Source organism: Chthonobacter albigriseus (assembly GCF_013839445.1).
Lineage (GTDB): Bacteria > Pseudomonadota > Alphaproteobacteria > Rhizobiales > Pleomorphomonadaceae > Chthonobacter > Chthonobacter albigriseus.
This window is the reverse complement of the sequence record NZ_JACDIT010000003.1, coordinates 173,226-186,209: the sequence shown is the minus strand read 5'-3', so window position 1 is coordinate 186,209 and position 12,984 is coordinate 173,226. Positions and strand designations below refer to the sequence as shown.

General features: G+C 68.4%; 14 protein-coding genes. 11 read left to right on the top strand and 3 right to left on the bottom strand.

Going from position 1 to position 12,984, the window contains the following annotated elements; translation table 11 throughout:
• The first annotated feature begins 2 nt into the window (after positions 1 to 2).
• The 11 genes from HZ321_RS11120 to atzF all read left to right on the top strand — a co-directional run bounded on the left by HZ321_RS11120 (position 3) and on the right by atzF (position 9,665).
• On the top strand, positions 3 to 1,022 hold the full coding sequence (locus HZ321_RS11120) for a formamidase (protein WP_181702402.1): 1,020 nt from the start codon (positions 3 to 5) through the stop codon (positions 1,020 to 1,022).
• Between the two features lie 4 nt (positions 1,023 to 1,026).
• Positions 1,027 to 1,290 (top strand): hypothetical protein, encoded by a 264-nt coding sequence (locus tag HZ321_RS11115; protein ID WP_181702400.1) that lies wholly within the window; start codon positions 1,027 to 1,029, stop codon positions 1,288 to 1,290.
• The gene (biuH, locus tag HZ321_RS11110) at positions 1,287 to 2,009 is read left to right on the top strand and encodes a biuret amidohydrolase (RefSeq protein WP_181702398.1); all 723 of its coding nucleotides are present in this window, start codon (positions 1,287 to 1,289) and stop codon (positions 2,007 to 2,009) included. The genes HZ321_RS11115 and biuH overlap by 4 nt, the downstream gene beginning before the upstream one ends.
• Positions 2,006 to 3,541 (top strand): ABC transporter ATP-binding protein, encoded by a 1,536-nt coding sequence (locus tag HZ321_RS11105; protein WP_206682768.1) that lies wholly within the window; start codon positions 2,006 to 2,008, stop codon positions 3,539 to 3,541. The genes biuH and HZ321_RS11105 overlap by 4 nt, the downstream gene beginning before the upstream one ends.
• A 26-nt stretch (positions 3,542 to 3,567) precedes the next feature.
• Entirely contained in the window at positions 3,568 to 4,242 is a 675-nt protein-coding gene (locus HZ321_RS11100) for a cysteine hydrolase family protein (protein ID WP_181702396.1), read from the top strand.
• On the top strand, positions 4,239 to 4,433 hold the full coding sequence (locus HZ321_RS11095) for a DUF4089 domain-containing protein (RefSeq protein WP_244635799.1): 195 nt from the start codon (positions 4,239 to 4,241) through the stop codon (positions 4,431 to 4,433). The genes HZ321_RS11100 and HZ321_RS11095 overlap by 4 nt, the downstream gene beginning before the upstream one ends.
• Entirely contained in the window at positions 4,430 to 5,833 is a 1,404-nt protein-coding gene (locus HZ321_RS11090; RefSeq protein ID WP_181702394.1) for an AtzE family amidohydrolase, read from the top strand. The genes HZ321_RS11095 and HZ321_RS11090 overlap by 4 nt, the downstream gene beginning before the upstream one ends.
• A 16-nt stretch (positions 5,834 to 5,849) precedes the next feature.
• Positions 5,850 to 6,614 carry a 5-formyltetrahydrofolate cyclo-ligase gene (locus HZ321_RS11085; protein ID WP_181702393.1) on the top strand — a complete coding sequence of 255 codons (765 nt, stop codon included), beginning with the start codon at positions 5,850 to 5,852 and terminating at the stop codon, positions 6,612 to 6,614.
• 54 nt (positions 6,615 to 6,668) lie between these two features.
• Positions 6,669 to 7,052, top strand: a complete 384-nt coding sequence (gene hpxZ / locus HZ321_RS11080) for an oxalurate catabolism protein HpxZ (protein WP_244635814.1) — start codon at positions 6,669 to 6,671, stop codon at positions 7,050 to 7,052.
• The gene (locus HZ321_RS11075) at positions 7,049 to 7,717 is read left to right on the top strand and encodes a GntR family transcriptional regulator (RefSeq protein ID WP_181702389.1); all 669 of its coding nucleotides are present in this window, start codon (positions 7,049 to 7,051) and stop codon (positions 7,715 to 7,717) included. The genes hpxZ and HZ321_RS11075 overlap by 4 nt, the downstream gene beginning before the upstream one ends.
• A gap of 145 nt (positions 7,718 to 7,862) precedes the next feature.
• On the top strand, positions 7,863 to 9,665 hold the full coding sequence (atzF, locus tag HZ321_RS11070; protein WP_181702387.1) for an allophanate hydrolase: 1,803 nt from the start codon (positions 7,863 to 7,865) through the stop codon (positions 9,663 to 9,665).
• Positions 9,666 to 10,061: 396 nt separating this feature from the next.
• On the opposite strand, the gene HZ321_RS11065 is transcribed toward atzF, so the two are convergent.
• From HZ321_RS11065 to HZ321_RS11055, 3 genes are read right to left on the bottom strand one after another with little or no spacing between them, the layout of a single operon-like run.
• Positions 10,062 to 11,054: a dipeptide ABC transporter ATP-binding protein gene (locus tag HZ321_RS11065; protein ID WP_181702385.1), complete on the bottom strand. Its 993-nt coding sequence runs from the start codon at positions 11,052 to 11,054 to the stop codon at positions 10,062 to 10,064.
• The gene (locus tag HZ321_RS11060; protein ID WP_181702383.1) at positions 11,051 to 12,067 is read right to left on the bottom strand and encodes an ABC transporter ATP-binding protein; all 1,017 of its coding nucleotides are present in this window, start codon (positions 12,065 to 12,067) and stop codon (positions 11,051 to 11,053) included. Before HZ321_RS11060 ends, HZ321_RS11065 begins: the two co-directional genes overlap by 4 nt.
• Complete coding sequence (locus tag HZ321_RS11055) at positions 12,067 to 12,984, bottom strand: ABC transporter permease subunit (RefSeq protein ID WP_181702382.1); 918 nt, start codon at positions 12,982 to 12,984, stop codon at positions 12,067 to 12,069. Before HZ321_RS11055 ends, HZ321_RS11060 begins: the two co-directional genes overlap by 1 nt.

Genomic DNA, 12,984 nt, shown 5'->3' with positions numbered 1-12,984 from the left:
CCATGAACGGGCTCGGCGGACTGAACAAGTCGGAGAACGGCGTCGTCATCGGGCTGGTGCAGCTGCAGCTGCCGGTGGTCGTGACGCCGGCGGACCTTGCGGCGCAGACGGCGAAGATCGTGGCGATGGTGGGCAAGGCGCGGCGGAACCTTGCCACGATGGACCTGGTGGTGTTCCCGGAATACGCGCTGCACGGCCTGTCGATGGACACCAACCCGGCGATCATGTGTTCACTCGACGGGCCGGAGGTCGCAGCCTTCAAGCAGGCCTGTGCGGACAACCGGATCTGGGGCTGCTTCTCCATCATGGAGTACAACCCGCACGGCAACCCCTGGAATTCCGGTCTGATCATCGACGACCAGGGCGAGATCAAGCTCTACTACCGCAAGCTCCATCCGTGGGTGCCGGTCGAGCCGTGGGAGCCGGGCGACCTCGGCATCCCGGTGATCGAGGGGCCGAAGGGCGCCAAGATCGCGCTGATCATCTGCCACGACGGCATGTTCCCGGAGATGGCGCGCGAGTGCGCCTACAAGGGCGCGGAGATCATGATCCGTACGGCCGGCTACACCGCGCCGATCCGGCAGAGCTGGCAGTTCACCAATCAGGCCAACGCCTTCCAGAATCTGATGGTGACGGCGAACGTCTGCATGTGCGGGTCGGACGGTTCGTTCGATTCCATGGGCGAGGGGATGATCGTCAACTTCGACGGCACGGTGATCGCCCACGGCACCACCGGCCGGGCCGACGAGATCATCACCGCCGAGGTGCGGCCCGATCTCGTGCGCGAGGCGCGCACGGGGTGGGGCGTTGAGAACAACATCTACCAGCTCTGGCACCGCGGCTACGTGGCGGTGAGGGGCGGGGCGCAGGACTGCCCCTACACCTTCATGCAGGACATGGTGGCCGGCACCTACCGGCTGCCCTGGGAAGACCAGGTGAAGGTGAAGGACGGAACACCCTGCGGCTTCCCCGCGCCGACCCGCGCCTTCGGCGAAAGCGTCCAGAAAACCGCGGCGGAGTAGGGCCATGCACGGGATCGACCTCGTCCTCAGGCGATCGCCGGAAGACCGGCCGAGCCTATGGGAGCCCCCGCGTGGTCCAGGCCGGCCCGATGCCGACTCCCGCTTCCGCTGGATCGCCCGCTTCTGGCCCAACCCGAGATCCCCGTTCGGCGCGGCAGCGGCTGTCGAGCACGTCCGCTCCACGACCGGCTTCCCGGGTGACGGGACGGAGGATCCACTTCTCCTGCGGCTGCTCACGCCGCTTCCCGTGTCCGGAGCCCGCCCATGACCACCCTCGACGAACAGGTCGCCTCCGCGCTCGTCGCCAGCCCGCGGACGATCGCCTCAGAGCCTTACGCCTGGCCCTACGACGGCGATCTCCGGCCGGAGAACACGGCGCTGATCGTGATCGACATGCAGACCGATTTCTGCGGCAAGGGCGGCTACGTCGACTGCATGGGCTACGACATCTCGCTCACCCGCGCGCCGATCGAGCCGATCCGGGCGCTGATGGCCGGTATGCGCGCCAAGGGCTACACCATCATCCACACCCGCGAGGGGCACCGGCCGGATCTCTCCGACCTGCCGGCCAACAAGCGGTGGCGGTCGCAGCGGATCGGCGCCGGCATCGGCGACCAGGGGCCGGCGGGCAAGATCCTCGTCCGCGGCGAGCCGGGCTGGGAAATCATCCCGGAGCTCGCGCCGCTGCCGGGCGAGACGATCATCGACAAGCCGGGCAAGGGCTCGTTCTGCGCCACCGACCTGGAGATGATCCTCAGGCTTAAGGGCATCCGCAACATCGTGCTCACCGGCATCACGACGGATGTCTGCGTGCACACCACCATGCGCGAGGCCAACGACCGGGGCTTCGAATGCCTTTTGGTGGAGGACTGCTGCGGGGCGACCAAGCACGCGAACCACCTTGCCGCCGTCGACATGGTGAAGATGCAGGGCGGCGTGTTCGGCGCCGTCGCCAAGAGCACCGACCTTCTGGAGGCGATCCGATGAGCGCGATGCCGACGCCCGCCGCCCGCGCCGTGGGGCTGGAAACCCGCGGGATGACCAAGATCTTCGGCGCGCTGACCGCGCTCGACGAAGTTTCGATCAACGTCCGGCCCGGCTCGTTCCACGCGCTCCTCGGAGAGAACGGGGCGGGGAAGTCGACGCTGGTGAAGTGCATCATGGGCTTCTACCAGCCGACCCGCGGCGAGGTGCTGGTCAACGGCGCAAAGGTGGAGATCCCCAACCCCAAGGCCGCCCGCGCGCTCGGGATCGGCATGGTCTACCAGCACTTCACGCTGGTGCCGTCGCTGACCGCGACGGAGAACCTCGTCATCGCCCGCGCCGACGTGCCGGCCGTGATCGACTGGGCCAAGGAGAAGCGCTCGCTCGCCGACCTGATCGACACGCTGCCGTTCCAGGTGCCGATGGACGTGCCGGTATCGGGCCTAGCGGCCGGCGAGAAGCAGAAGCTGGAGATCATTAAGCAGCTCTATCTCGACCAGCGCTTCCTGATCCTCGACGAGCCGACCAGCGTGCTGACGCCGCAGGAAGCCGACGAGATCCTCGGGCTGCTGCGCGGGATGACCGAGGCCGGCGACCTGACGATCCTGATGATCAGCCACAAGTTCCGCGAGGTGACGCAGTTCGCCGACGACGTCACCGTGCTGCGCAAGGGGGCCTTCGTCGGCTCGGCGCCGGCCAAGGACCTCACCGTCGGCGAGATGAGCCGGATGATGATCGGCGACATGAAGCTGCGCGAGCGGGCGGTGCGCCAGGGCTTCTCGCAGACCCCGGTGGTCCTGGAACTCGCCGGCCTGTTCGCCGACGACGATGAGGGCCTCCCGGCGGTGGAAGCGGTGAGCCTCAAGGTGCATGCCGGCGAGATCGTGGGCATCGCGGGCGTGTCCGGCAACGGCCAGTCGGAGCTGATCGAGTGCCTGTCGGGCCAGCGCCCGCTCACCGACGGGCGACTGTTCGTCAAGGACGAGCCCTACGAGCCGGAGCGTCAGAAGATGGCGCGCTTCAAGGTGTTCGGCCTGCCGGAGGAGCCGCTGAAGAACGCCGCCGTACCGAAGATGAGCGTGGCGGAGAACCTGGCGTTCCGCTCGTTCGACCAGCCGCCGATCTCAAAGGGCAGGGGCTGGCTGTCGCCGGCGCCGATGCGGGCGAAGGCCAAGGAGCTGATCGCCGCCTACCGGGTGAAGACACCCGGGCCCGACGAGCCAATCCAGAACCTTTCCGGCGGCAACGTGCAGCGCGCCATCCTTGCCCGGGAGCTTTCCAGCGACGTGGACGTGCTGATCGTCGCCAATCCCTGCTTCGGGCTCGACTTCGCGTCGATCGCAGAGATCCGTGCCCAGATCATGGAGCAGCGCAACCGCGGTGCCGCCGTGCTCCTCGTTTCGGAGGATCTGGACGAGATCCTGGAGCTTTCCGACCGGGTGGCGGTGATGAGCGAGGGCAAGATCACCTACGTAGCGCCCGCCGCGGAGACCGACCGCAACACGATCGGCCAGCACATGGCCGGGCATCACTGAGCCGCATCCATCCGGGACCATCGCCCATGATCACCGTCGACGCCCAGCCGTTCGCCTTCAGCTTCCCGCCGGAGAAGGTCGCGCTCATCGTCATCGACATGCAGCGCGACTTCATCGAGCCCGGCGGGTTCGGGGAAACGCTCGGCAACGACGTCAGCCGGTTGGAGGCGATCGTGCCGACGGTCGGGGCGCTGATCGACCTCTTCCGCGCCAAGGGCTGGCCGGTGATCCACACGAGGGAGAACCACGCACCTGATCTGTCGGACTGTCCGCCCGCCAAGCGGCTGCGTGGGAACCCGAAGCTGCGGATTGGCGACGACGGGGCGATGGGGCGCATCCTGATCCGCGGCGAAGCCGGAGCGGAGATCGTCGACGCGCTTCTGCCGATCGAAGGCGAGTACGTGGTCGACAAGCCGGGCAAGGGCGCCTTCTATGCGACGGATCTTCCGGCGATCCTGGAGGATCTGGGCGTCACCCACCTGATGTTCGCCGGGGTCACCACGGAAGTCTGCGTGCAGACCACCATGCGGGAGGCCAACGACCGCGGCTTCAACAATCTTCTCATCGAAGATGCGACGGAGAGCTACTTCGCGGCCTTCAAACAGGCCACACTGGAGATGATCCGGGCGCAGGGGGCGATCGTGGGATGGACCGCGCCGCTCTCCGCGCTCCAGGCAGCCGTCTCCGGAGCCGAATCATGACCGAAAAGACCTTCGACGCGGAAGCCCACGTCAGCCACATGGCCGAGGTGATGGGCCTTGCCATCGACCCGGCGTGGCGTCCGACCGTGGTGGCGAACGTCGCCACCACGGCTCGGATGGCGGCGCTCGTGCTCTCCTTCCCGCTTTCCGACGACATCGAGCCGGCCGGAACCTTCGAGGCCGGACGATGAGCCTCGATCCCCTCAACGGCACGGCGGCCGAAATCGCCGAACTGGTCCGCACGCGGCAGATCTCCGCCCGCGACATCACCCGGCTCGCCATCCAGAAGATCTCGGCGATGGACGAGGCGGTGAACAGCTTCACCGACGTGACGGCCGAGCGGGCACTCGCCGAGGCGGACATCGTCGACGCCAGGGTGATGGCCGGAGAAGCGCCGCCGCTTGCGGGCGTGCCCTACGCGGTGAAGAACCTGTTCGACCTGGAAGGCGTGGTCACCCGCGCCGGCTCCAAGATCAACCGTGACAATCCACCCGCCGCCCACGACTCCACCTTGGTCACGCGGATCCGGGAAGCCGGCGGCGTCTGCCTCGGCGCGCTCAACATGGGCGAATACGCCTACGACTTCACCGGCCAGAACGCCCACGACGGCAACTGCAACAACCCGCACGACCTCAGCCGGATCACCGGCGGATCGTCCAGCGGGTCGGGAGCGGCGGTTGCGGCGGGGCTGGTGGCCGCGGCGCTCGGGTCCGATACCAACGGCTCGATCCGGGTGCCGGCCTCGTTCTGCGGCACCTTCGGCCTGAAACCGACCTTCGGGCGACTGAGCCGGGCGCGAACCTATCCGTTCACCGCCAGCCTGGACCACCTCGGCCCGCTGGCGCGCTCCACGGCGGATCTCGCCCTCTTCTTCGACGTGATGCAGGGCGACGACCCGCTGGACCACCACCTCGCCCCAAAGCCGACGCTCGACACGGCGGCCGCGCTGGACCTCGGCGTCGAGGGGCTGCGGATCGCGATCGCGGGCGGCTACTTCCGCAACCAGGGTTTCGCGGAGGCGGACGCCGCCGTCGACCTTGTCGCCAAGGCCCTCAATGTCTCGCGCGAGGTGGAGATCCCCGAGGCAGCGCGGGCGCGCGCGGCGGCCTATGTCATCACCAACGCGGAAAGCGCGGCGCTGCACCTGCCGCGGATCGTCAGCCGCGCGGGCGATTTCGATCCCGACACGCGCGACCGGTTCATCGCCGGAACGATGGTGCCCGCCGCCTGGTACGTGGCCGCGCAGCGGTTCCGGACCTGGTACCGGTCGGCGGTCAACTCGCTGTTCGCCGACGTCGACGTGATCCTGGCGCCGGCGACGCCGTTCACCGCGCTGAAGGCCACCCAGAAGACGATGATGCTGAAGGGCGAGGAGGTGCCGGCGCGCGCCAACATCGGCATCTTCACCCAGCCGATCTCCTTCGCGGGCCTGCCGGTGGCCGCGGTTCCGGTTTGGCTGGAGGGCTCCAGGATGCCGATCGCCGTGCAGGTGATCGCCGCGCCGTGGCGGGAGGACGTTGCGCTCCGGGTTTCGAAGGCGCTGGAGGATGCGGGCGTCGCGAAGGCGCCGATCGCGATGATCTCGGGTTGAGGGCAAGGTGGAATCGATGTCTGCGGATGAACGGTGGGCAGGTCGCAACGGCTCCAAGGATGCGCTCCGGCGCGATGCCTGGAGCAGGCTTGTCGATCTCGGCGTGAACGTCGGGCCGGTGATGAGCCGGATCCCGAATTTCGCCGGCGCGGACATCGCGGCGCTGAACCTCTCGCGGGCGCCCGAGTGGGGGGGCGCGCGGATCGTGAAGTGCAATCCGGATCCACCGCAGATCCCGGTTCGGCTTCGGGCGCTCTACGACGGCAAGATCGTCTACGCGCCCGTTCCGGAGCTCACCCGCGGCTTCCCCTTCGTGAAGCTCGATCCGGCCGTGCTGGCCGAAAAGGGCGTCGACTTCGAGCTGGCCGCGACAAGCATGGGCTTCCTCGCCCACGGCGAGCCGATCGAGTTCGAGGCGATGGAGACCATCGACTTCGTGGTGGTCGGCTCCGTGGCTGTGACGCGCGAAGGCGGCCGGACGGGCAAAGGCGGCGGTTTCGCCGACCTGGAACTCGGCATCTTCCGCGAACTCGGCGTGGTGACGTCTGCCACGCCGATTGCGACGACTGTGCATTCAAGCCAGCTCGTCGCGTCGGATCGCCTGCCGATGCTGCCGCACGATTCGGCGCTCCACTATGTGGCGACGGAAGAGGAACTGATCGTGACAAGAACGCGCCATCCGCAGCCGAAGGGGGTGGACTGGGACGTGGTGCAGCCGGACCAGTTCCGCGACATTCCGTTCCTGCGGGACCTGCAGAGCCGGATCGCGGCGCGCGGCTGAAGGGCGGCGCCTGCCGCGGGGATGGGGGAGACGGTGGCGGATCTTCAGATCGACATGCCGGAGATCAAGGCCGAGGTGGAGGCCGCGTTTGCCGCCTACGAGACGGCGCTCGTCAGCAACGACGTGGCGGCTCTCGACGCGTTCTTCCTCGACCGATCCACAACCATCCGATATGGCGGCGGCGAGAATCTCTATGGCTACGCCGCGATCCAGGCGTTCCGCGCGGGCCGCTCGCCGGCCGGGCTGCAGCGGTCCCTGGAGCGCACCGTCGTCACCACCTACGGCCGCGATTTCGCGACCGCGTCCACGCTGTTCCGCCGGGAGAGTGCGCCCGGCAAGATCGGCCGGCAGATGCAGACCTGGGTGCGCACGGCAGACGGCTGGAAGGTTGTTGCCGCGCACGTGTCGGTGATCGCCGATCCGGAGGCGGGGGCATGACCGCGAACGACTTCCTGGAGAAGCGAGGCCGTACGCGGACGGAAGACCTGCGGCTCCAGTTGGCCGACGAGATCGTCAAGGGCGAGTTGGCGCCCGGCAGTCCGCTCGACGAGATGGGCATCGCGCTCCGGTTCGGAGTGTCGCGGACGCCGGTGCGGGAGGCGTTGCGCCAGCTGGCGGCGAGCGGGCTGGTGGAGATCCGGCCGCATCGCGGGGCGGTGGTTGCCCAGCTCTCCACGGAGATGCTGCACGACCTGTTCGTGGCGATGGGCGAACTGGAGGCGGTGTGCGCCGGGCTCGCCGCGGGCGCCATGTCGGCAATCGAGCGGCGACAGCTGGAGGATATCCATGCGCTGCTCAAGGACCTCGTCCGATCCGGCGACCCGCAGCGCTATCACGAGATCAACGAGAGCTTCCACGCGGCGATCTACTTCGGCAGCCACAACACCACACTGGCGGAGATGGCGCTTTCGGTGCGCACGCGGCTTCAGCCGTTCCGGCGCGCGCAGTTCCGCACCCTAGGCCGGCTCGCACGGTCCTACGAGGAGCACGACCGGATCGTGCAGGCGGTGCTCCGCGGCGATCGGGAAGGCGCGGCGGCCGCGATGCGGCACCACATCGGAACCGTGGAGAGCGCCTTCGAGGAGTACGTCGAGCGGGTTTGATTGCTTAAGAATAAGGCAGTACCCACCGATTGTATGCAATCGATTCCGCTGGTAGGAGCGGAGAAGCCGAAAATCGGGGCCGCATGGGTGGCATGCGCCTTGCGACCCGCCGTTCGTCGCCGAACAGCGCAATCAGGAACAGTCCATGACCAGCATTCCCCTCGACCTCGTCCGCCTGCACACCGCTTACGCGGGAGGGCTGTCTGCAGAGGCGGTCGTTGCCGACGTGCTGGCGCGGATCGCGGCCGCGGCGGATCCGGGGATCTTCCTGTCGCTGGTTCCGGAGCCGGAAGCGCTGGCAGCCGCACGGGCGCTCGGGTCGTTCGATCCGATCGCCAAGCCGCTCTGGGGCGTTCCCTTCGCCGTCAAGGACAACATCGACGTCGCCGGCCTGCCGACGACCGCGGCCTGTCCGGAGTTCGCCTATACGCCGGTCGAGGACGCCGCGGTGGTCGCCCGGCTGAAGGCGGCGGGCGCGATCCTGATCGGCAAGACCAACCTGGACCAGTTCGCGACCGGGCTGGTGGGCGTCCGCACGCCCTATCCGGTTCCGGTCAATGCCTGCGATCCCGCGCTGGTGCCAGGCGGCTCGTCGTCGGGCTCGGCGGTCGCGGTGGCGCGTGGGCTCGTCACCTTCGCGCTCGGCACCGACACGGCCGGGTCCGGCCGGGTGCCGGCCGCCCTCAATAACATCGTCGGCCTAAAGCCCAGCGTCGGGGCGGTCTCCACCCGCGGCGTGCTGCCGGCCTGCCGCACGCTCGACTGCGTCTCGGTCTTTGCCGGAACCGTCGACGACGCGCATGCCGCCTATCGGGTGATGGCAGGCTTCGACGCCGCCGATCCCTACTCGCGACGGGTACCGGTGGGCCCGGCGGTGTCGCCGCCTTCGCTGCGGGTGGGCGTTCCGACGCACGAGACGCTGCGGTTCTTCGGCGACACGCAGTCAGAAGCAGCGTTCCGGGCATCGCTGGACGACCTTGCGGAACTCGGCGTCCGGTTCGTCCCGGTCGACATGTCGCCGTTCTACGAGGCGGCGGCGCTGCTCTACGAGGGCGCCTGGGTGGCCGAGCGCTATGCGGCCATCGAAGATTTCATTCGGGTTCGGGCCGACGCCCTGCATCCGGTGACACGCGCCATCACGTTGGGTGCCCTGAAGCACTCCTCGGTCGATACTTTTAAAGGCTTCTACCGGCTGGAGGCGCTGAAGCGTGCGGTCGAGCCGGTGCTCGCCGGCATCGATATCCTGGTGGTGCCGTCGATCCCCGGCCCGGTGACGCTGGAGGAGATCGCGGCCGAGCCGATCGCGGCGAACAGCCGGCTCGGCACCTACACCAACTTCGTCAACCTGATGGATCTCGCCGCGCTGGCGGTTCCCGGGCGGTTCCGCGGCGACGGCCGGCCGTCGGGCGTCACGCTGATCGGCAAGTCCGGAAGCGACGGGATGCTCGCCGGGATCGGGCGGTCGCTGCATGCCATGACGGCTCCGACGATCGGAGCGACGGGCGTCCCGGTTCCGCCGTCGACCGCGCCCGCCGCGGCTTTGCCGGATGGCTGGATCGCGGTGGCGGTCGTCGGTGCCCACCTCTCCGGCATGGCCCTCAACGGCGAACTGACGCGGCTTGGCGGTGTGTTCCTGGAAGCGGGCGAGACCGCGCCCCTCTACCGGTTTCACGCGCTTGCTGGCGGCCCGCCCTTCCGTCCGGGGCTGCAGCGTGTCAGCGAAGGGGGCACGGCGATCGCGCTTGAGGTGTGGGCGTTGCCGCCGGCAGGCTTTGGCCAGTTTGTAGCCGGTATCCCGTCACCCCTCGGCATCGGCACGGTGCAACTGGCGGGCGGGCGCAGCGTGAAGGGATTCATCTGCGAAAATGCGGGCCTGCAGGGCTCGACCGACATCACGGCCTACGGCGGGTGGCGGGCCTACATGGCGGCCAAGACGGCGGCAGAGTAGGGCAATCGGCGACGTCGCTGCCGTGGGAGACGGTGGCGCGGGCCGCGCCGGCTGCCTCAATTCGCGCCGGTCCCTTTCGGCGGCGAACTGCGAATATCGCGGCGTTCCGCGGCCGAATTGTTTGAAGGGATTGCATCAGTATGTTGTGTTTTCGTCACGTGACTATCACATGACCGCGATGCACAACAAATGATCTTGCGATGCAACAAAAGTCCTGTACCTTCAGAGTCGATCGCGGCTTGCCGTGATTGCCCTCCTTGGGCGTTTCCTCCCAAAGACTTAGGCCGCGGCTTGTCCGCGGCCTTTTTTTGTTTGCGCTCTTGCAGTCCGACGGGCCGTCGCACCGCGTCCGCAGCCGCTGACGAGAATCCTGCAAAGGCGCCGGTTAAGCTCGGCTCAGATCCGACCGTCGCGGACGGCATGGCAGGCGACAAGCAGATCGCTTCCCGGAACCTTCAGCTCCGGCCGGTCTACCGGGCAGGGCTCGTAGACGTAGGGACAACGCGGGTGGAAGGCGCAACCGGATGGCGGGCGAAGCGGCGACGGCAGTTCGCCGGTGAGGCGGATCCGTTCCTTGCGAGCGGCGGGGTCGGTGGACGGCGTCGCGGAGAGCAGGGCTCGCGTGTAGGGGTGCCGGGTTGACGCGAAGATCTCCTCCTTCGGCGCCACCTCGACCGGGCGGCCGAGGTACATCACCATAACCTCGTCGGCGATGTGCCGGACCACTGAGAGATCGTGGCTGATGAAGAGGTAGGCGAGGCCGAATTCCTGCTGGAGGTCGGTGAGGAGGTTCAGCACCTGGGCCTGGATCGAGACGTCGAGCGCGCTCACCGGCTCGTCCAGCACCAGGATCTTCGGGTCGAGCATCAGCGCACGGGCGATCGCGATGCGCTGACGCTGGCCGCCTGAGAACATGTGGGGGTAGCGCTCGTAGTGCTCCGGCCGCAGGCCCACCTTGGCCAGCATGGCCTGAGCCTTGGCGCGGCGGTCGGCGGCCGACAGGTCGGTGTTGATGGCCAGCGGCTCCTCCAGGATGGTGCCGATCTTCTGGCGGGGATTGAGCGAGCCGTAGGGATCCTGGAACACGATCTGGACGGAGCGGCGGAGGATCCGCGCGTCCTCGGCGTTGCGGCCGGTCACCTCGCGGTCCTCCACCACAAGCCGGCCGGCGGTCGGCGGCTCGATCATGGTGACGACGCGGGCGAGGGTGGACTTGCCGCAGCCGCTTTCGCCAACCACGGCCAGCGTGCGGCCCTGTTTCAGCTCGAAAGATGCCTCGGCGAGAGCCCGTACCACGGCGGGCGCGGCAAACGGCCCGCGGCGCAGCTCGTAGTGACGCGCCAGCCCTTCCGCGCGCAGAACCACATGATGGTCGAGCGGGGCGTTCATACGAAGAGCCTTTCGTTGAGAGTCGCCTGCGGCCCCGGATGGCCCACGGGCTTGCCGTGGGTGAGCGGGTAGTGGCAGAGCGCCAGGCCGGCGAGAGCCCCCTGGCGGGGCGGCACCTTCTCCACGCAGCGATCGGTGGCGAAGCGGCAGCGCGGCGAAAATAGGCAGCCTGTCGGACGGTCGAACTGGCCGGGCACGACGCCGGGGATCGACGGCAGGCGGCGCGACGTGGCGCGCTCGGGCAGCGCGGAGAGCAGCGCCGCGGTGTAGGGATGGTGCGGATCGTCGAACAGGCCCGCGACCGGCTGCTCCTCCACCTTCTGGCCGGCGTACTGGACGCTGACCCGGTCCGCCGTCTCGGCCACCACGCCCATGTCGTGGGTGATCAGCACGAGGCCCATGCCCGTCTCCTTCTGGATGCGGACGAGCAGGTCGAGGATCTGTGCCTGGATGGTCACGTCGAGGGCGGTGGTCGGCTCGTCGGCGATCAGGAGCTTTGGGTTGCAGGACAGCGCCATCGCGATCATCACGCGCTGGTTCATGCCGCCGGAGAGCTGGTGCGGGAAGGAGTCGACCCGGTCCGCCGGGGAGGGAATGCCGACCAGTTCCAGCAGTTCGATCGTGCGCTTGCGCCGGGCGGCCCGGTCGAGGCCGAGGTGGACCTTCAGGCTCTCGCCGATCTGGAATCCCACCGTGAAGCACGGGTTGAGGCTCGACATGGGCTCCTGGAAGATCATCGCCATGTCCTTGCCGACGATGCGGCGGCGCTGGCGGGCGCTGAGGCCGGTCAGGTCGTTGCCGTCGAAGGCCATGCGCTCGGCGGTCACCGTCGCCGTCCAGGGCAGGAGGCCCATCAGCGCCAGCATCGAGACCGACTTGCCGGAGCCGGACTCGCCGACGATCGAGACCACTTCGCCGGCGTCCACCGTCAGCGAAACGTTGTCCACCGCCCGGAAGGCCCCGCTGGCGGTCTTGAAGTCGACCGTGAGGTTCTGGATGTCGAGAAGGGGCATCAGGACCTCTTCAGCTTCGGGTCGAGGGCGTCGCGCAGGCCGTCGCCCATCAGGTTGATGGCGAGCACGGTGATCAGGATGGCAAGGCCGGGGAAGGTGACCACCCACCAGGCGCGGAGGATGAACTCGCGCGCCTCGGCCAGCATGGTTCCCCATTCCGGCGTCGGCGGCTGGGCGCCCATGCCGAGGAAGCCGAGGGCGGCGGCGTCCAGAATGGCGTTGGAGAAGGAGAGCGCGGCCTGGACGATGAGCGGCGCCATGCAGTTCGGCAGGATGGTGATGAACATCAGGCGGAGCTTGCCGGCACCGGCTACGCGGGCCGAGGTGACGTAGTCGCGGCCCCGCTCCGACATCACCGCGGCGCGGGTCAGGCGGACGTAGTGCGGCTGCGCCACGAGCGCGATGGCGATCATCGCGTTCATCAGGCCGGGGCCGAGGATCGCCACGAGCACAAGTGCCAGCAGCAGAGAGGGGAAGGCGAGCAGCACGTCCATGACGCGCATGATCACGGTGTCGACCCAGCCGCGGAAGAAACCGGCGACGAGGCCGAGCACGATGCCGCCGACCAGCGAGATGGTCACCACGACGACGCCAATGAAAAGCGAGAAGCGCGCGCCGAAGATCAGGCGGGAGAGGATGTCGCGGCCGACCGCGTCGGTGCCGAGCAGGAAGCGGCTGTCGGCGCCCTCGGTCCAGGCGGGCGGGGAGAGAAGGCGGTCGCGGAATTGCTCGTCCGGATGGAACGGGGCGACCAGCGGCGCGGCGAGGGCGATTGCCACCAGAAAGACGAATACGACGAGGCCCGCGACGGCGCCGCGGTTCTCCGAGAAGTAGCGCCAGAACTCCTGGAAACGGCCGGGACGCTCGACGGGTTTCGGTCCGGCGGCGGGTGCCTGCGGGCGGGCGATGTCGGTCAT